Here is an 18,557-nt window from a genome sequence, read left to right as displayed (position 1 = left end):
CCGGCAGCGCCCCGAAGCGCGCGGCCGGAGCCCGCCATTGCGTGAGCCGTCAGTACACGGCCGTGAGCATGGGCAGCGCCTCGTACCGCAGCCCGATGTTTGACTTGATCGCAGGATCCTCGCTCTGGAATGTACGGAGCTCGGCTTCGTCGCGGACAGCGACGATGCCGACGCCCCATCCGCCCGCTGGGTCGGCGACGGGTCCGAAGGCGATCACGTGGCCCTCGGCGAGCTTGCCGCGCCAGTATTTGCCGTGCGCCTGCATGACCGCGAGTTCATCAGCCGTCATGTCCTGCATGAAGGTGGCGCGCGACGGCAACAGCCGACAGAGAAAGAAGCTCCGCTGCGGCTGCGGCGCGACGTGGTTCGTGAGCCAACCCAGGACACGCTCCCAGCCTGTCGCATGGCTCTCGCACGATGCTGCACGCGTGCCAAATCCAGTGTGTCGGACCGTGAGGCGCGTGCCCGTCCCGATCGCGTCGAGGAGATAGGAGACCGTCGTAGGGGGCGCGTCCGCATCCCATGACGGTTCCCACGTCTGGACGAGCCTTCGAGGCGGATCGAGCTCGAGAACTTTGCCGCCGACATGGAATGGCTTCCCGTCTGCGCCCACGCCCTCGGTCCGCCAGGCCCCTCCTGCGCGAAGGTCGATCGTGAAGGCGGTCGTACGATACATCTCCGCAGAACCCCACCACTTCGTCAGCTCGTCGGTCGTCAGCGCACGGAAAACGCGCTCTGGTGGCGCGGCGATCTCGATGCGGGCGAGGATCGTCCCTTGCGCGACGTCGGCGATCGAACGGGCGTGGATGCTCTTGGCTGTCATGTATCCTCCAGGTAACGCTTCAGCGACTCGAGATTGCGACCCCAGAACGCGCGGTAGCCCTCGAGCCATGCCATCGCCTTCTGCAGCGGCGCGGGTCGCAGCGTGTACAACCGCTCGCGCCCGACCTTCTCCTCGGTTACCAGCCGTGACGCCTTGAGCACGCGGAGGTGCTTCGAGATCGCGGGGCGGCTCTGAGAGAAGTCGGCCGCGATCTCGTTCACAGGGGCAGGGCCCGCGCGCAAACGATCGAGGATCGCGCGACGGGTCGGATCGGCGATGACAAAAAACACATCGATGTCGGCTTTCGCGGGTGACATATAGGTAACCGTTGGGTTACCAGTATCGCGGTGGTCCGCGCTTGTCAAGCGCGTCGAAGCGGTGCGCGCACGCCGGTCGTGCGCTGCGCAATGTCGGCAGAGCTGACCCCATGCTTCCGCACCCGTTCGCCTGGGGCTTCGAGAAATGGCTTCGACTCGCGCCGTTGTTCGACGGATCTTGCATATCCCCTCCGAACCGAAGCTCCCTATCCCGTGGCGCGGGACAGCATTTGGGACTTGCGGCGCAGAGCCGATCCGTGAGACTTTTGTGGGGGAGAGCACAAATGGCGACGATCGCGACAGACCTGGTCCGGCGGCTCAGGTCGACCAACCGACTGACGGTTCGGCGGACAGAGGCGCGAAGACCAGGACGAGAGGATCGCATCGCCATGCGTGCCCCCTTGAACCGGAATCGCTCTGCGGAGGTGAGAGACATTTGACTGGCCGAAGAGTACTCGCGGTATCCCTGGCGGTCGGAGGCGTCTGCTTTGCCGGACTGGCCTTCCTGGCCCTTTCGGGCCGCCTGCCCTCACTCACGCCTGGCTCGCGCACGTACCACCCGGTGTCGGAGCAAGAGGCCGCGGTCTTCGCGCGAGCAACGCGGGATATTCATCCGGACGATGTCCGCGGCAATCCTGGCCGATACGGCAAGACACTGGTTGCCTGGGCGGGCGTCTTGCGATCGTACAAGGTGTCGAAGGAGAACGACGCCACGGTGCTGCGGTTCGACATCGAGCATCGGTACTTTGACTGGATCGAAGACTCTGGCCTTCAGCGGGCTCGCTACTTCCTCTCCCCGAGAGGGGAGGGGGCCATCAGGGCAGCATGGTCCATGCCCCTTGAAGCGTTCAAGTCCGTTTCCGAGCAGATCCATGATGGTGACATGTTCGTCGTGTACGGCTATCCTGCCGATGTGCGGGGGCAGATCGTAGGACTCTTCCCCACGGAATACGTGCGGTTGATTCAGGCGGATCTCTACACGGATCGGCAACTCGACTACGGCCGACCGGACGCGGCGCCATGAGGGGTCGCCTGGCGCGTCACCCACCGCAGCGACCCCGTACTCCCGCATCGAGTCGAGAGCCGGCGGGTCGGGGCGGCGCGGCGGCGCGCCGCGAGCCGCGAGCCGCCGGCCGTTGGACGGGCGGGAACCACTCCTGTACTCTAGCGATCGCAGCGACTCATGCCGGAAGACCTGGACGTTCAGTACCTGGAGGGATTCGTCGCGGATCCAACGGCCATGTTCGACATGGCGGAGCGAAATCTATCGTGGGATGATCGGATGCATTCACGTCGAACCGCCTCGTGCGGGGTGGCGTACAACTACTCAGGCATCTCTTACCCGGACTGCGAGATGCCGGCCTTCGTGCAGGACCTCGCGGCCCGCCTCGCCGGCGTGGTGGGGCATCCGATCAACAACTGCCTCGCCAACTTCTATGCGGACGGGACGGCGAAGATGGGCTTTCACTCGGATTCCAGCGCCGGTGTCGTCGCTGGAACGACGACCTCGATCCTGTCGCTGGGCGCGCCTCGCGTCCTCACCTTCCGCCGGAATCTTCGCCGGGACGAGAGGCGCGACATGGCCCTGGCGCCCGGCTCGCTCCTGATCATGCGCGCCAGCGTTCAGGAGGGGTGGCAGCATGCGGTCCTCGCCGTCGAAGCCGCGGGCCCGCGGATCAGCCTCACATTCCGATCCCTGTCTCGGTGAACGTGGCGGGCTTCGCTGGTAAGCTCCCGGCCGTTACCCGGACGAGAGGGATCGACGGCGTCAGCCGCGGGGGCGCGCCCCCGGAGGAGGAAGACGTGGCGAGAGGACGAACGCAGCGAACCGCGACCGTCGGCGTCGCCGAGCACGGCAACTCGGCGGTGCTCGTCACCGTCGCGCCCGGCGGCGAGCTCCTCGATCGCCGGCGCATCGACCTCACCGACGGCTTGCCGACGCACCCGCATCACCACGAAGGGTCGTGGGCGGTGGGGCGCTACCTCAACACCCCGGGAGCGCGAGCGCTCTCGCTCGCCGACGCCGTCGCGCTCGTCGAGCGCGTGCGAGCGTCCGCGGCGCGCGGCGCGCGCGAGAGCCTCGAGGCGCTGGCCGCGGCGGTGGCCGTGCCGATCGCGAGCATCGCGATCCGCGTGTGCCCCGAGCTCCCGCCGACGACCGAGGAGCGCATCGCCGACAATCGCGCGCAGACCGTCGCCGACTCCGTCATGTACCGCGAGGCCCTCGCGGCCGCGGCCGAGGCGCGCGGCTGGTCCGTGCGCTGGTACGACCGCGAGCGCGTGTTTCGCGAGGCTGCAACGGCGCTCGGCCGCGACGACGTGAACGATCTTCTGCATGCGATGGGCCGATCGATCGGGCCGCCTTGGCAGGCCATCCACAAGCTCGCGGCAGCTGCGGCGCTCGCGGCCACAGGGCATCCAGCGCCGCGGTCAACCGCCGGATGACATGCAGTTGCGGCGGGCGGTGATACGGCATTCACACGACACCTTGTTGATCCGCTGCTGAACTGCGGCCCGGCGCCGGTGAACGCCGAACCGTCAGGTCCGCGGAGCGCGAGAAATACCCGTCGTCGCATCGGAAAAGGTGCCGGCCGGAGGTCGCCAGATGAACGAGACGGAATGGCTGGTGTGTGATCGGACCAAACCCATGCTCCGCTTCCTGCTCGGACTCGGGCCGGAAGAGGTGCGGGTTGCGGACATCAAGACGTTTCCGGCGTGCAGGGGGACTGACCGCAAGCTGCGGCTGTTCGCCTGTGAATGCTATCACCGCGTGCGCGCCCTGCTCCCCGATGAGCTTGCAGAAGCGGCAGTGGAAACAGCGAGCCGTCACGCCGATGGCCTGGCCACGCTGGAAGAACTTCAGGCGGCCGAGGCGCTGGTCCGGCAGGCGCTCGACTCTCTGGAGGGTCGGTGGCGGGCGTCCCATGGGGCCGAACGTATCTCGCTCCAGCCGACGCACGACGCACTGGCCCTGAGCTATCAGGTGGTTCGGCCACAAGCTCCGAAGGCCGCGTACTACGCCTCGTCCAATGCTCATCTGGCAGCTGCTGCCATGGCCAATCCTGGCGCCGCGTCTGGGGATACTTCCCACGCTGCCAGCAGTGCAGCGGAAGAGCACGCCCAGGCCGACGTACTCCGCGACATCTTTGGCAACCCGTTCCGCGCGGTTGCATTCGACCCGGATTGGCGGACCTCGACGGCCGTCGGGCTGGCCCGGCAGATGTACGAAAGCCGCGTGTTCGGGCCGATGCCGATCCTCGCGAACGCCCTGCTGGACGCCGGGTGCGACGACGCTGACGTGCTCGGCCACTGCCGCGGCCACGGGCCGCACGTCCGCGGCTGCTGGGTCATCGATCTGCTGCTCGGGAGGGAATAGGCTGAGCCTGACTCACGGCTGCTGCCGATGGTCGAGCTCCGCCCGTCCGTGTCAGGCCTTCACGCTGGCGGGCCAAGGGGCGTTGCGCGACGGAAAGGATCTGCGTACCATTGGGTGAAGCAGGAGCGTAAGAGAGAACGTCATGCAAGACAGACAAGTTGCCGCGCCCGACGACACGGCGATTCGGGTCGCCCTTTGGCGTGCGCTGCACGTGGAAGCCGATGCGCCGCCGCACGTGTTCGAAGACGACGTTGGCTTGAAGCTCGCGGCCCCCGACGACGGATGGCGCAGCCGTCCGGACATGAGCCCGTTCACGCGGCCCTTCCGCGCATCCATCCTGGCCCGCGCCCGCTTCGTCGAGGATCTCGTCGCGGAGCAGGCTGCCCGTGGCGTCGGGCAGTACGTCATCCTCGGAGCGGGCCTGGACACGTTCGCCCAGCGTCGGCCGGAGCTCGCCGCCCGCCTGGTCGTGTTCGAGATCGATCGGCCCAGCCCCCAGGCATGGAAGCGCCAGCGCCTCCTCGACCTCGGCCTCGGCGTTCCATCGTTCCTGCGGCTCGTGCCGGTCGACTTCGAGGCGGGTGATGCGTGGTGGGAGCGGCTGGCGGCGTCGGGCTTCGACTCGGGGCGGCCGGCTGTGGTGGCGTCCACCGGTGTCAGCATGTACCTGACCAGGGACGCGATCGCGGCGACGCTGCGCCAGGTCGCGGCGCTCGCTCCGGGCTCCACGCTCGCCATGTCGTTCATGCTCCCGATCGAGCTGGCGGACCCGGAGGTGCGTCCGGGGATCGAGCGCGCGGCAGCGGGGGCCAGGGCCAACGGCACGCCGTTCATCAGCTTCTTCACGCCGGCGGAGATGCTGACGCTGGCCCGAGATGCCGGCTTCAGGGAGGTCCAGCATGTATCGGCCGCCGCGCTCGCCGAGCGCTACTTCGCGGACAGGACGGATGGCCTTCGTCCGCCGAACAACTCAGAGGAGCTGCTGGTGGCGACGACCTGAATCAAGGGGTCCAGCTCGACTCGTGAAGCTGACGTGGCCCTCGTTGCGCGTGGGACAACGCCGCCTGATGCCAGTCGTTGGTTAGATCTGTCGCTCGCCCGCGGACGTTGGACCGACCCGAGTTGCATCTACTTGACCATGCGGAAGCTCGCGTGCCGTAGCCAGGAGCGCGCGAGCGCCACGTCTCCGTAGTGGGAGCGCGCCGTCGCGAACAGCACGCCCGTGACCCCACCTGGGTTCTCGACCCTGACGGGCTTGTCGTCTTGAAGGCCGTCCAGCAGTGGACCGATCGCCAGCAGCCCGCCGAAGTCGATGACTCCACCTTCCGCCTCGGCCAGGTCGATGCACAGCCTGGCGAGCAACCGATGATCTTCGTCGTCGTTGCACATCGCAGCGAATGAAACGACGTCTTCTGGCGACCATCCGAGCACCTCCGGGAGGCCCGCCTCGAGGATTTCGGATATCGCCTCAGGGTATTCGGGCCCAACGGTCAGAATGAACGGGCGTTGGTCGAGCCAGAAGTCATCCCCACGGACGTCGTTGGCAATGCGCGAGATTCCACTTCGAAGCGCGGCGACTCGCTCAACGCTCATCTTCGAGGGCAGCAAAACGGACGCCACTGGCCCCGCCATTCCGGGAGCGTACGCTTTCGAATCATGGCAGTCCACCAAGGCCTCGCAGCCGCCGAGCTTCGAAGCTTCTTCCGGCTGGATCACGGCCGCCTCTCGGGGTGATCGGCGAGGGCGGGAAGGGACGCCTTGTCGAAGGCGCGAAGGCAGCGGTGAAAGGCGGCGAGGGGAGGCTCACCATCGACGCCACGCTGCCAGCCTCGTCGGCCCCCATCGACAGCTTTTGGCTCTTCGCGCGGGCGGCGGAAGCGCTACGCCCGCCAGCGCTGGAGGACGAGGAGTGGGTCTGGTGGGAGATCCGGAGCCGGTGAGCTACGAGCCCTTCGCAAACCTCCGCGGAGCGATCGACGGCGCACGCCGGGAGCCCGGGGCGATCCGCGACCCGATGGATCTACGCCGCGTCGCGGCGTTGGCACACAAGGACGAAGCTCCTCGACAGGTGTGCCAGGCTCTGACCCTCGTGTCATGAGGGGGCTCCGGCGGCGCGCCCGCGCACCGCCGCATGGACGGCCCGAGCTCCTCACCATGCTCGCAGGACCCGCAGGGCCGACGTGCCACCAGGGCACCGACACCGACGCGTCAGAATTCCGCCATAAACGGTACGTTATTTGCACTGGGCGTGAAGCGGAAAGGTTGCGCTTCATGTCCAATCAGCTGCCGTCGTCTTCCTCTGCTCGATCATGGTCGTCTCGCACGCGAGCCATCTCGCTGCTCGCCCTGCTTGCCCTCCCGTCTGTCGTCGTCTCGGCGGGGTGCGCTGACAAGCCGGACAACATCTACAACTACTACTACACGAACGGGGAGGGCGGCGCCGGGGGTGCCGGAGGTGCCGGGAGCACCAGCGGCGCCGGCGGCGCCGCCGGCGCACCCCAGGAGTACCCGGGAGCGCCTGTCGTGGACACCGAGGTGGCCGAGCATGAGCTCGACCTCTTCGGCACCATCGGCAACCGCTACTGGTTCGCCGTCTCGGAGGAGCAGCTCGAGCTCATGAACGAAGGGCTCGGCGGCATCGGGGGCCCCATCAAGAGGGATATGTTCGGAGATATCTACTCCCCGACAGGGGAGGACGCGACCTTCGTGGATCACCTGTGGGTGACGACGGCCGGTGCCAAGGGCAAGACGGCCGACTACGGCAAGGTCCAGGTGGGGATCGCCGGCCAGTCGACGCAGCGGCCCTGGACGAAGCGAACCATCCCCAACCTCAACGTCGACGCCGACGAGTTCGTCGAGAAGCAGCGGCTCGGCGGCTTCGAGCACGTGCGCTTCAACAACGGCCAGGTCGGCAGCATCTTCCGCGAGCGCCTCACGCTCGATCTCTATGCTCGCCTCGATTATCCGGCCCCCCTGACCAACTACGCCTGGCTGTCGAGCAACGTCTGGGGCGAGGAGGTGTCCATCCCCTACATCGTGGTCGAGCGCTACAAGAAGGCGTTCTGCACCCGCCTCGAGGGCAAGTTCGGCGGCGGCTGCGCCAACATCTGGGAGTTCGCCGGAGACTTCGCCGGCAACATTCCGGGAGGCGGCGGGATCCCGCTCCCGGTCGACCTGGTGCCGTTCGGCGCCAGCGTCTTCGACGAGCCGGAGAACTGCCAGCTCAAGGAGTGTGAGAACACCCGCGCGAAGGAGCTCGAAGAGGCGATCGCCGAGACGCCGCCTGGCGAGGGCTTCAAGGCTGCGCTCGCGGGCTGGATCGACTGGCCGGCGTTCCATCGGTTCCAGTGCCTGTCGTGGGTGCTCGCCACCGGCGACGACGCGCTCCACAACAGCAACAACGTCGTGCTGGTCGAGCGGGCCGATGGTCTGTTCCAGTACCTGCCGTACTCGGTCGACATCAGCCTGGGGCAGAGCTGGTATCCGGTGGTCCCGCTGGCCGGTATGAACACGCTGGCGCGCGGGTGCCAGAGCGAGCCGGGCTGCTGGGCCGACACGATCGCGGCGTGCGAGCAGGTGATCGAGGAGTTCACCGCGCTGGACCCGAACGCGGTGCTGAAGGGTATCTACGAGCAGCTGTCGGATGAGGGCATGCTCCGCCCGGGCGACGAGCAGCGATACAAGGAGCTGGACGCCTGGCTCACCCAGCAGATCGAGGTCCTGCCGGTGGAGCTGGAGAGGAACCGCGAGCAGCCGCAGCTCTGCATGCCTCCCCAGATCGATTGCGGCGGCTACTGCGGCTTTCCCCAGGACTGCGGCGGCTTCTGCGAGCCTCCCCTGGTCAATTGCGGCGGCTACTGCGCCTATCCCAAGGAGTGCGGCGGCGGCGTAGGTGCGGGCGTCGGAGCGGGCGGCGGCGAAACGCCCGTCGGCGCGGGCGGCGGAGACGCGGGCGTCGGAGCGGGCGGCGGCGAAGCGCCTGTCGGAGCGGGTGGCGGCGACGGGGATGCTGGCGGCGCTGGCGGTAAAGCGGCGGACTGACGCCGGCTAAACGCCCGAGGGAGGGGGCTCCGCCGTGGAGCTCCCTCTCAGGGCGAAACCTCGAACAGGCACCGCGTGATCGGGATGCCGACGTCTTTCCAGACGTACAGGTAGTATTTCGTGCCCGGGACGAGCTCCTCGGGGTTCCCCTCGGCCGGATAGCCCTGCTTCGTGTTCGGCGGGACCTCGCCGTAGATGATACCGCTCTTGACGGGCTCGGCGCTCGAGGGCACGTCGAGCCGCCAGATCGTCCCCTCGGGCAGGTCGAGGTTCGGCGGAGCGCCCGGGTTCTCGGCGTCCGCCGACAGGACGTAAACGTAGCGGGCGTCGCCGCCGGTCCAGGTGATCTTGCCTGCAGCGTCCACGCCTTCCCCCGCCGCGCAGTCGCCGGGCACGTAGAGGCTCTGTTCATGGAGCGGCCCGCCGAACGGGGTCTCGTCCGCGAAATCCTCCTTCGTGAATCCGCGGCGCAGGAGCTCGCCCTCGAAGAACGCGACCATGCGCGCCGGGTCCGTGGAGGGCAGGCCGCTGACGTCACGGGAGAATCCGTTGTTCTGATCCGGCGGATACGCGCCGAGCGCCGCCGAGGAGACCCAGCCGGCGGCCAGCGCGAGGCCCGTCGGATAGAAGCTGTCGGTCCAGACCGGTCCGGCCTCGATGTACCAGTTCGACGGCCCGGTGGCCGGCGCGGCCTTCTCCGAGTGACAGCACACGCACCCGCACGCCTCGGTCTGCTCCGTGACCCAGGCGAGCTCGCCGAGCCATTGCGGATCCGAGAGGCGTGGATCGTCGCTCGGAGTCTTGTAATCCGAGGGGGGCGCCGGCCAGTACGGGCGCTGCGTGAAGACGGGCTCGCACGACGCATAGTCGGTGAACAGGCGGCCGGGCTCGGTGCAGCCGGAGATCGCGCCGAACGTGCAGACCTTCCCGCCGCTCTGCCCTGCCGGCTCGCCGGCCTGCGGGTCGACGCAGACCTGCGCGGGCCACTGGAAGACGGCGCCGCCCGTGCCCACGCCGCCGCCCGGCTCCTCGGCCGCGCCCTCGCAGGCGTCGGGCTCGAACCGGCCGCCGCCGAACATCTCGCAGCCGCGCTGGGTCGAGGCGCACTGGCTCGTGTCGCCGCCGGGGAGGACCAGGCTGACCTCGTCGTCGGTCCCGCCGCCGAGCACGCATCGGCCGAGCGTCTGCGGATACGCGCAGCGCTCGGCTCTGGTGAAGGTGGAGCCCTGGAGCGCCTTGCAGTCGGCCTCCGCGGCCTCTGCGGTCCAGCCTGCGCCTGTGTACTCGCGGCACTCCTCGGCCTGGCTGAAGGCGCTCGTATAGACGCAACGATCTGGCGTTACGGAGGCCCCTGGAGCCCCCGATGCGGCGTCTTCCTCGGTCCGTTGACAGGCGCCCAGCCCTCCCAGGGCCGAGACGAGGAGCGCTGCGCCCAGCATCACGTGCGGTGAACGGAGGAGCTCTTGCTTCACGGTCGAATCTCCTGAACGTCGTCTTCGGACGAAGTCGTTTGTGATTTGCCTCACATGGATGCCCTGTGAGCGTTCGTCGATATACCGTTTGTTCATGGTTGTTCAATCTTAGTCCAATCTTTTCTCTAGAAATATGTATGCAAGGACACGTTCTTGCTCATGGCGCCATTCGCTTGGAGGAGGCGGAGGTGTGTCCAGGGGCGTTGGCCCGCGCCCTGCGTGAGGATCAGGCGGCGACGGAGCTCCTCACCGGAGCGCGCCGAGGCCGAGCGAGATGCAGGGCTCCCCGTCGTGCAGCGAGATCCCCGCCACCTGCTTGTCCGGCGGGTACATGTACCCGAACAGCATGCACATCTCGTTGTCCCCGTAGCCGAACGTGAGATCGTGGTCCGACGTGTTCCGGAACCTGCACGCGTACCGGAGGGAGTCGCCTTCGCCGAGCGCGAGCGCCGGCCTGTAGACCTCGATGTCGCTCTCCAGATCGAACGCCCCTCCCTCGTAGACGCGCGCCTCGCCGCCGTCCGCGCGGACGACGTCGACGTCGAAGGCATCGGCGTACCGGTGCGTGTGCGGCATCAGAGACACGATGTTCCCGCCGAACGTCGAGCACGTCGTGCCGACGCTCCGGGTGGCGCGCGGAGGGACGAGGAAGTCGTTGACGCTCAAGACGAACGGCGCGAGCTCTTCCTTGCGCTCCGAGAGAGGCATGGTGAAGAAGTCGTAGGCGAGCTCGACGACCGCGGGCTCGGGCGACGTGTTGAGCAGGTGGACATTCGCGGCGATCTCGCGGGACGTGTCGAGGGTGAAGCCCATCCCCTCCGGGAACACGAGCGTCTCCTCGCCGACGATCTGCGTGGAGCTCGCGAAGAGGACGTCCGGGATGGCCGCCGGCAGCGTCCCGAAGGGATCGTCGGCGCCAGGATGGCAGCCCGGGTAAGGGTTCGGCCCGAACGATGGATTGACCGGCTTGGCGATCACGTTGCTGTGATGCAGGCCGCCTGTCGCGTAGACGCGCGCCGCGTGGACGGTCGTGTTCTCGAGCGCGGGAAAAGGCCATGACACGCAGAAGGTCACCTCCTCGCCGGGCGCCATGAGCCGCGGCGGCGCGATGATCCTGAAGCCGCTGCGCGGCGGCTCCGGCAGCGCGAGCCGGGTGAGCTCGGCGCCGAAGGCGACGACGTTGTCCCGGTCGATGCGCTCCTCAGGCTCGTAGCGGGCGGCGGGCTGGACGCACCGCCCGCGAAAGCGCTCCTCGCCAGGAGAGCACGCCTCCGGCGGCGACGGCTCGACGCCCGTGCAGGCAGGGAGAAGAAGAATCCAAAGGAGACCCGTCGACCATGCTCTGTCCCTCGGGACATAGCGAGTTTTGGGATGTTGCATCACAAAGCATCTGCGGCCGACTGCTTCTCACCGGAAGCCTCGACTGTGGATCTCCCCTGCGGAGGGAGGGGCCCTCGCGCGGCCAGGGCGGAGCCCGCGGCGAAGGGGACGCTCCCGGCACAACCGAGGACGGCGTGGGCTGACACGGTCCATCCGCGGCGGCGGTCGTCGCCGGGCAGCGCCCGCGCGGCGGCTGGTGCGCCAGCAGCAGCGCTCGCTCCGCCAGCAGCAGCGGCCGCTCGCCGGCCCGCGGCCGCTTCGTCCAGCGCAGAGCCGACCGGAGCATCCCGCCCACCTGTCCGCCGGCGGGGGTAGAAGGGCCGCCCACGTGGACACCCTGTTCACCCGGCTCGACGCTGTGCGCAACAAGCGCGTGACGTGGGCGCCGCGGATCGTCTAGGATCCGCGTGCCGAGGGGCAGCGCGCCCCACGATCCCCCGCATCGCCCGACCACCACGCAGCGTGGTCCCAGCTCGTGGAGAGACAGCATTGAGCGTGCAAGCAATCGAGCCGGCCCTGCCCGTCACCGCTTTCGAGAGGCGCTTCAAGCACCCGCCGGGGCTCGTGATCCTCTTCTTCGCGGAGATGTGGGAGCGCTTTTCCTATTACGGCATGCGCGGCCTCCTCAAGCTGTATATGGCGAACTACCTGTTCGTCACCGCGCGAGAGGCCTACCAGGGGTGCCGGCAGCACGCGCAGCCATGCGATCTCGTCGCTGGCGATCCGACGACCGTGTTCGCCTGGCAGTTCATCAAGGGCCTCCTCCCGAGCGCCCCCAACGAGCAGGCGTCCATGCTCTACGGGCTGTACACGGGCCTCGTGTACCTCACGCCGTTCTTCGGGGGCATCCTCGCCGACAAGGTGTGGGGGCAGCGCAAGACGGTGGTGATCGGCGGCGTCTTGATGGCCGCCGGGCACTTCGTGATGGCGCTCGAGAACTCGTTCTTCATCGCGCTGCTCTTGCTCATCCTCGGCAACGGCGCGTTCAAGCCCAACATCTCGACCCAGGTCGGAAGCCTGTACCCGGCGGGTGATCCGCGCCGCGACGGCGCCTTCACCATCTTCTACATGGGCATCAACCTCGGCGCCTTCATCTGCAACTTCGTGTGCGGCACCCTGGCGGCCGTCTACGGGTGGCACTACGGCTTCGCCGCCGCGGGCGTCGGGATGTGCCTTGGGCTCGTCGTCTACCTGGCGGGGCAGAAGTACCTCGCCAAGGACAACCTGATGAAGACGGCGGAGGGCGCCGGCGAGCAGAAGCAGCCGCTCTCCAGCGACGAGTGGAAGCGCGTCGGCGCGCTCGTGGCGCTCTGCGCCCTCAACATCGTCTTCTGGGCGGTCTACGAGCAGCAGGGCAACACGATGCAGACCTGGGCCGACGAGAAGACGGTGTGGCCGAGCGTCCTCGGCTTCCAGATCCCGTCGACGTGGTTCCAGTCGGTGAACCCGCTCTGCATCATCCTGTTCGCCCCGCTCCTCGACGTCTTCTGGCGCTGGCAGGCGAAGCGGGGCTCCGAGCCGACGAGCGTCTCGAAGATGGCGATCGGCTGCACCATCCTCGGGCTGTCGTTCATCGTGATGATCCTCGGCGCGCAGGCCGTCGGCGACGGCAAGGGCAGCCTGTTCTGGCCGGTCTTCTGCACGCTGCTGCTCACGATCGGCGAGCTCTACCTGTCGCCCATCGGCCTGTCGCTCGTGACCAAGGTCTCGCCGGTGCGGATCGTGTCGATGATGATGGGCATGTGGTTCGTCTCGAGCTTCCTCGGCAACACGCTGAGCGGCTACATCGGCATCTTCTACACGCGCTGGTCGAAGGACATGTTCTTCCTGATGCTCACCGTGCTCGGCGTGGGCGCGGGCGCCGCGATGTTCGCGTTCAACAAGCCGCTCCGCCGCGTGCTCGGCCACCACTGACCCACACCGCGCCCGGCGCGGCCGCGCGCCCTCTCCGAGAGGGCGCGGCGTCGCGTCAGGGCGCCCGCGCGCCGGCCGGGTCGACGACCCGCTCGTCGAGGGTCGCGAGCCGCCCCTCGGGCAGCGCGCTCCCGATGGCGGCGACGGCGCGGCGGACGCTCTCCAGCGTGCTGCACGAGGCGACGTCGACGAAGAGCCGCCCCGACTCGGGCCAGGAGTGCAGCGCCACGTGCGACTCGCCGACGACGGCGCACGCGGTGATCCCTTGCGGAGAGAACGGGACGACCGCCATCTCGAGCAGCGTGAACGATCCCGCGGCGACGGCCGCCTCCAGCGCGCCGCGCAGCGCGGCCGGGCTGTTCAGGAAATCGAAGGGGCAGCCCTCGAAGAGGGCGAGCGCGATGAACAGCTGCATCGATCGGGCAGGCGCGCGCGTCGGTCCGCGCCGCGCAGGCCGCGTAGCGTAGCCGAGGCCGGGCGCTGCGGAGACGGAATCGGGAGGGCCGGGGCGGCGTCGTCCTCGTGCGGCGGCGGCGGTTCGAGGTGATCCCGAGCCGAGCGCGCCGGCGGGTGGCTCCGCGCGGCGCGGGCGGGCGGGCGCTCGGCCATCCGCCAAGACAGGGGCCGAGGAGCTTGCGCTGAGAACACCGCCCGGCATGTCTCCCTTCGGGCCTTGCCACCCGGGACGTCTCGTCGCGCGCCACACAAGGCGCGCCTGAGACCTCGAGCCACCTGAGACCTTATGGCACCTCGGTCGGTGCTCGCCGCGCCCGCCCGCCCGCGCCGCGCGGAGCCACCCGCCGGCGCTTGCGTCGTCCGGAAGGCGCGCGGCGTGCGGCCTCCACGATGACATCCCCGCGCCGCTCTCACCGCCGCCGCGCGACCTGGACGACCTCCCGCACGCGCTGCCCACCCAGGTCGAAGCGGCCCTCGAGGCCCGCGAACACGAAGCTGTTCACGCGCCCGCCCGGGACCTCCCAGCCGAGGCTCGACCCCTCGGCGTTCTCCCAGAGGAACAGGTTGAGCCCGCCGCCGATCGTGGGCCCCAGCGCGACGCTCTCGGACATGCGGACGTCGATCACCGCCTGGAGTCGCCCGAGCTCGATCCCGTGGGTCACCGTGCCGCCCCTCACCCCCGGCGGCGCCGCGGTCCACAGCGCCCGGTAGCCGCTGCCCAGCGAGATCACCGGATCGACCCGCTCGAACGGCGCCAGGTGAAAGCTCGCCTCCGCGCCCAGCGTCACGCCGCGCACGTCGGCCCCGCCCTGCTCCGCGCCCTGCGCCGTGTACTGCTCGTAGCGCGACGTCAGCCCGAGGCCGACCTTCGGCACCGCGCGGTAGACGAGCTTCACGCCCACGCCCGCCCCCGGCCCCGCCACGTCGCGCAGGCGCCGCTCGCTCCCGATGTCGCCGAACCCCTGCGCGTACCCGAGGTTGAGGCCGAGCTCGAGCGCGTTGGCAGGCGCCCCCAGCGGAGAGCGCAGGTAGCTCGGCGGGACCTCGCCCTCGAAGTCCTGTGCAGCGGCGACGCTCCCGCAGAGCACGGCGACCGCTCCCGCGGCGATCGCGACCCCGGTGTTTGCCTTCATTGCGGATCCTCCTCGCTGCGCGGCGCCGCGAGGACGGCGGATCCGATCCACGCGCCACGCCGGGAACGCCGCGCGCCGGGGCGCGAGCATTGCGTGTGCCACGGAGGCGGCGAGCAACGCCTTCCCGGTCGCGGACGGGCCGACCGCGCCGCGCGTCAGCCGGCGCGGGCGTGTGCGTGTGCGAGTGTCAACGAGCGGCGGCAGCCGCCCGCGCCGCGCGTCAGCCCGCGCCTACCAGCGGTGGAAGGCCGGGTGCCCTTCCTTCACCGCCACGAACGTCCCGCGGCACGTCGCGGTGACGCGCCCGCCCGCCTCCAGGGTCGCCTCGACCACGACGCGGTCGCCCTCCGCCTCGGCGACCTGCGCCCGCAGGTGCACCGGGCCGCCGAGCGGCGTCGGCTTCTTCAGCTTCACGTGGAAGTCCGCCGTCACCGTGCACGGCGGCGCGTCGGCCCCCCGCGCCTTCATCAGGTGGTAGGCCGCGGTCCAGTTCGAGTGGCAGTCGAGCAGCGCCCCGATGATGCCGCCGTTGAGCATCCCCGGGAACGCCTCGTGGTGCGGCTCCGGCGTGAAGTCGCAGACCACCGCGTCGCCCTCGACGCGGCTCTTCAGCCGGAGCCCCTTGTCGTTCGCCGGCCCGCAGCCGAAGCAGCGGCCTCGCGGCGAGTACCTGTCCTGCAGGCTCGCCGCGTCGCCGCTCACCGGGTGCCCCCGACGAACGCCTCGTCCATCAGCATCTTCTGCTCGAGGAGGTGGCTCGCGCGCGAGCCGGTCGCCGGGCTCGCGCTCGGCGCGCGGCTCACGCACGAGAGCGGCAGCCGGTCGCCGATGCGCTGCCGGAGCACCGCGAGGATGTAGTACCAGGCGCCGTAGTTGCGCGGCTCCTCCTGCACCCACACGAGCGGCGTGCCGTCCTTGTAGGGCGCGAGCGCGTTCACGATCTCGTCGTTCAGCGGGAACAGCTGCTCCAGCCGCAGGATCGCCACGTCCTTGAGCCCGCGCGTCTCCCGCGCGAGCGCGAGGTCGTAGTAGACCTTGCCCGAGCAGAGCAGCACCCGCTTCACGTCCGCCGGATCGACCCCGCTCGTGTCGGGCAGCACGCGGTGGAACTGGCCCTCGGAGAGATCCTTGATCGTCGACACGGGCCGGTGCGGGCCCTTCGACGTCGCCGGGACGCGCAGCAGGCTCTTCGGCGTCGCGATGATGAGCGGCTTGCGCCAGGGCCTGTGCACCTGCCGCCGCAGCACGTGGAACAGCTGCGCCGGCGTCGTGAGGTTGCACACCTGGATGTTGTCCTCGGCGCTGTTCTGCAGGCAGCGCTCGATGCGCGCGCTCGAGTGCTCCGGCCCCTGGCCTTCGTAGCCGTGCGGCAGGAAGAGCACGATGCCGCTCAGCCGGTGCCACTTGTCCTCGCTCGACGTGAGGAACTGATCGACGATGACCTGCGCGCCGTTCAGGAAGTCGCCGAACTGCGCCTCCCAGATGACGAGCCCGTCCGGGTAGTCGAGGCTGTAGCCGAAGTCGAAGCCGAGCACGCCCGCCTCGCTGAGCGGGCTGTTGTACGCCTCGAAGCGCGCCGGCCCCTCGGCCACGCGCGACAGCGGCGCGAAGCGCGCGCTCGTCTCGACGTCGCGCAGCACCGCGTGCCGGTGGCTGAAGGTGCCGCGCTGCACGTCCTGACCGGAGAGCCGCACCGGCGTCTTCTCGGCGAGCAGCGAGGCGTAGGCGAGCATCTCGCCCGTGCCCCAGTCGAACGGCTCGCCGGCGACGAGCTTGTCGTGCCGCTGCTGGAGCGTCGGCAGCACCTTCGGGTGCGCCTTGAAGCCCTCGGGCAGCTCGAGGAGCTTCTCCGACAGCGCGATGAGCTTCTCGGCCGGCACGCTCGTCGGCACCTCCGGCGTCGCCTGGTCGGCGCCGCCGCGGTAGTGCGACCACACGCCGCCCATCGAGTAGAGCACCGGCGCGAAGCCCTTCTGCTTCACCTCGTCGAGCGCGGCGGCGAGCGCCTCGCGGCGCCGCACGACGATCTCGTCGGCCTTCTCCTCGGTGACCTGCCCGAGCTCCATCAGGCGCCGGACGTACACCTGCCGGACGGTGGGCTTCTTGTCGATCGCGGCGTACATCCGCGGCTGCGTGTAGCGCGGCTCGTCGCCCTCGTTGTGGCCGTACCGCCGGTAGCAGTACATGTCGATGATCACGTCGGAGCCGAAGCGCGTGCGGTAGTCGATCGCGAGCTGCGCGACGTGGGCGACCGCCTCCGGATCCTCGCCGTTCACGTGGAACACCGGGACCTTGAGCATCCGCGTGATGTCGGACGCATAGCGGGTCGAGCGCCCTTCCATCGGATCGGTCGTGAACCCGACCTGGTTGTTCACGATGACGTGGACCGTGCCGCTCGTCGTGTAGCCCGGCAGGTTCATCATGTTGAGCGTCTCGGCGACGACGCCCTGCCCGATGAACGCCGCGTCGCCGTGGATGAGCAGCGGCATCACGCGGCGGCGCGCGTCGGCGGCGCCGTCGGCGAGCCGCCGGTCCTGCTTCGCGCGGACGCGCCCCTGCACGACGGGGTTCACGAACTCGAGGTGGCTCGGGTTGAACGTGAGCGTGAGGTGGACGTTGCGCCCGTTCTCGAGCGTGCGATCGGTCGAGTAGCCGAGGTGGTACTTGACGTCGCCGCTGCCGAGGTGGCGCTCCGCGTTCTTGTCCTCGAAGGCCGCGAAGATCTCCCGCAGGCTCTTGTCCATGATGTTCGCGAGGACGTTCAGCCGGCCGCGGTGCGCCATGCCGACCACGATCTCGTCGACCTCGTGCGCCCCCGCGCGCTCGATGATGAGGTCGAGCAGCGGGATGAGGCTCTCGGCGCCCTCGAGGGAGAAGCGCTTCGTCCCCGCCTCGTAGGACTTGTGGATGAACTGCTCGAAGATCTCGGCGTCGGAGAGCTTCGTGAGGATCCGGAGCTGCTTCTGGCGGTCGAGCGTGAGCCGGTTGCGCGTCGACTCCATCTGCTGCTGGAGCCACTGGCGCGCCTCGGGCTCCTCGATGAACGTGAACTCGACGCCGATCGAGCGACAGTACGTCTCCTCGAGCCGGCGGATGATCTCGCGCAGCGTGAGGACGGGCGGCACGCCGGCGAGGTCGGTCGTCGGGAAGGGCAGCTCGAGGTCCTCGACCCGGAGCCCGAAGTTCGTGAGGTCGAGCTCGGGCGGCGTTGCGGGCGGCAGGCCGAGCGGGTCGACGTGCGCGAAGAGGTGGCCGCGCACGCGGTAGGCGTTCACGAGGGCGTAGACGCGCGCCTTGATCGCGGCCTCCGCGAGCACCTTGAGATCGCGCGAGGACTCGGGCGAGCTCGGGTGCTCGCTCAGCGTCCGTGCGAACGCGGCCTCCAGCGTCTTCGCGGCCTCGCCGTTGGTCTTGCCATTCCCGTACCCGTGCCCGTTCCCGTTCCCGGGCCGCAGCACCTGATGCTGGATGGTCGGCGGCGCCGCCGGAGCGGGCAGCCTGCTCGGCGTCGCTCCGCCGTTCTTTCCCTCGAAAAACGAGCGCCAGCCGGGGTCTACCGACTCCGGGTTCTCGAGGTACTGGGCATAGAGCTCCTCGACGAGCCCTGCATTGATTCCGAAATCAAGCTGCATCGTGGTCGGGCTG

Annotated in this window: 17 protein-coding genes; 8 read left to right on the top strand and 9 right to left on the bottom strand. The window is 69.2% G+C overall.

Annotated elements, in window-relative coordinates; genetic code table 11:
- Window positions 1-49 precede the first annotated feature (49 nt).
- On the bottom strand, window positions 50-823 hold the full coding sequence (locus WMF19_RS32285) for an SRPBCC domain-containing protein (RefSeq protein WP_437893892.1): 774 nt from the start codon (window positions 821-823) through the stop codon (window positions 50-52).
- Window positions 820-1,140: an ArsR/SmtB family transcription factor gene (locus tag WMF19_RS32280; protein ID WP_272094624.1), complete on the bottom strand. Its 321-nt coding sequence runs from the start codon at window positions 1,138-1,140 to the stop codon at window positions 820-822. Before WMF19_RS32280 ends, WMF19_RS32285 begins: the two co-directional genes overlap by 4 nt.
- Before the next feature lie 436 nt (window positions 1,141-1,576).
- On the opposite strand from WMF19_RS32280, the gene WMF19_RS32275 reads away from it, so the two are divergent.
- The 5 genes from WMF19_RS32275 (at window position 1,577) to WMF19_RS32255 (ending at window position 5,516) form a co-directional block, all read left to right on the top strand.
- Window positions 1,577-2,164 carry a hypothetical protein gene (locus WMF19_RS32275; RefSeq protein ID WP_437893891.1) on the top strand — a complete coding sequence of 196 codons (588 nt, stop codon included), beginning with the start codon at window positions 1,577-1,579 and terminating at the stop codon, window positions 2,162-2,164.
- A gap of 258 nt (window positions 2,165-2,422) precedes the next feature.
- Window positions 2,423-2,848 carry an alpha-ketoglutarate-dependent dioxygenase AlkB gene (locus WMF19_RS32270; RefSeq protein ID WP_437893890.1) on the top strand — a complete coding sequence of 142 codons (426 nt, stop codon included), beginning with the start codon at window positions 2,423-2,425 and terminating at the stop codon, window positions 2,846-2,848.
- A 95-nt stretch (window positions 2,849-2,943) separates the two neighbouring features.
- The gene (locus WMF19_RS32265; RefSeq protein ID WP_437893889.1) at window positions 2,944-3,585 is read left to right on the top strand and encodes a hypothetical protein; all 642 of its coding nucleotides are present in this window, start codon (window positions 2,944-2,946) and stop codon (window positions 3,583-3,585) included.
- 160 nt (window positions 3,586-3,745) lie between these two features.
- On the top strand, window positions 3,746-4,516 hold the full coding sequence (locus WMF19_RS32260; protein ID WP_437893888.1) for a hypothetical protein: 771 nt from the start codon (window positions 3,746-3,748) through the stop codon (window positions 4,514-4,516).
- 142 nt (window positions 4,517-4,658) lie between these two features.
- Window positions 4,659-5,516: a class I SAM-dependent methyltransferase gene (locus tag WMF19_RS32255; RefSeq protein ID WP_437893887.1), complete on the top strand. Its 858-nt coding sequence runs from the start codon at window positions 4,659-4,661 to the stop codon at window positions 5,514-5,516.
- Between the two features lie 128 nt (window positions 5,517-5,644).
- On the opposite strand, the gene WMF19_RS32250 is transcribed toward WMF19_RS32255, so the two are convergent.
- Entirely contained in the window at window positions 5,645-6,232 is a 588-nt protein-coding gene (locus WMF19_RS32250; RefSeq protein WP_437893886.1) for a DUF6368 family protein, read from the bottom strand.
- A 14-nt stretch (window positions 6,233-6,246) separates the two neighbouring features.
- Between WMF19_RS32250 and WMF19_RS32245 the strand changes: the two genes are divergently transcribed.
- Complete coding sequence (locus WMF19_RS32245) at window positions 6,247-6,456, top strand: hypothetical protein (protein WP_437893885.1); 210 nt, start codon at window positions 6,247-6,249, stop codon at window positions 6,454-6,456.
- A 331-nt stretch (window positions 6,457-6,787) separates the two neighbouring features.
- On the top strand, window positions 6,788-8,557 hold the full coding sequence (locus WMF19_RS32240) for a hypothetical protein (RefSeq protein WP_437893884.1): 1,770 nt from the start codon (window positions 6,788-6,790) through the stop codon (window positions 8,555-8,557).
- Between the two features lie 47 nt (window positions 8,558-8,604).
- Here WMF19_RS32240 and WMF19_RS32235 read toward each other — a convergent pair whose 3' ends face one another.
- Complete coding sequence (locus WMF19_RS32235; protein WP_437893883.1) at window positions 8,605-10,029, bottom strand: proteinase inhibitor; 1,425 nt, start codon at window positions 10,027-10,029, stop codon at window positions 8,605-8,607.
- A gap of 246 nt (window positions 10,030-10,275) precedes the next feature.
- Window positions 10,276-11,409 (bottom strand): hypothetical protein, encoded by a 1,134-nt coding sequence (locus tag WMF19_RS32230; RefSeq protein ID WP_437893882.1) that lies wholly within the window; start codon window positions 11,407-11,409, stop codon window positions 10,276-10,278.
- 489 nt (window positions 11,410-11,898) lie between these two features.
- Between WMF19_RS32230 and WMF19_RS32225 the strand changes: the two genes are divergently transcribed.
- A complete protein-coding gene (locus WMF19_RS32225) occupies window positions 11,899-13,323 on the top strand; it encodes a peptide MFS transporter (protein WP_437323710.1) in 1,425 nt (474 codons plus the stop codon).
- 55 nt (window positions 13,324-13,378) lie between these two features.
- On the opposite strand, the gene WMF19_RS32220 is transcribed toward WMF19_RS32225, so the two are convergent.
- From WMF19_RS32220 to WMF19_RS32205, 4 genes are all read right to left on the bottom strand, one after another.
- Entirely contained in the window at window positions 13,379-13,738 is a 360-nt protein-coding gene (locus tag WMF19_RS32220) for an S-adenosylmethionine decarboxylase family protein (RefSeq protein ID WP_437792241.1), read from the bottom strand.
- Window positions 13,739-14,189: 451 nt separating this feature from the next.
- The gene (locus WMF19_RS32215; protein ID WP_437893881.1) at window positions 14,190-14,912 is read right to left on the bottom strand and encodes a hypothetical protein; all 723 of its coding nucleotides are present in this window, start codon (window positions 14,910-14,912) and stop codon (window positions 14,190-14,192) included.
- Window positions 14,913-15,143: 231 nt separating this feature from the next.
- Window positions 15,144-15,614 carry a PaaI family thioesterase gene (locus WMF19_RS32210; RefSeq protein WP_437893880.1) on the bottom strand — a complete coding sequence of 157 codons (471 nt, stop codon included), beginning with the start codon at window positions 15,612-15,614 and terminating at the stop codon, window positions 15,144-15,146.
- Window positions 15,611-18,544: a 2-oxoglutarate dehydrogenase E1 component gene (locus WMF19_RS32205; protein ID WP_437893879.1), complete on the bottom strand. Its 2,934-nt coding sequence runs from the start codon at window positions 18,542-18,544 to the stop codon at window positions 15,611-15,613. The genes WMF19_RS32210 and WMF19_RS32205 overlap by 4 nt, the downstream gene beginning before the upstream one ends.
- Window positions 18,545-18,557 lie beyond the last annotated feature (13 nt).

It is taken from the genome of Sorangium sp. So ce124, assembly GCF_051525235.1.
GTDB lineage: Bacteria > Myxococcota_A > Polyangia > Polyangiales > Polyangiaceae > Sorangium > Sorangium atrum.
This window is presented reverse-complemented; position numbering and strand designations above follow the sequence as displayed.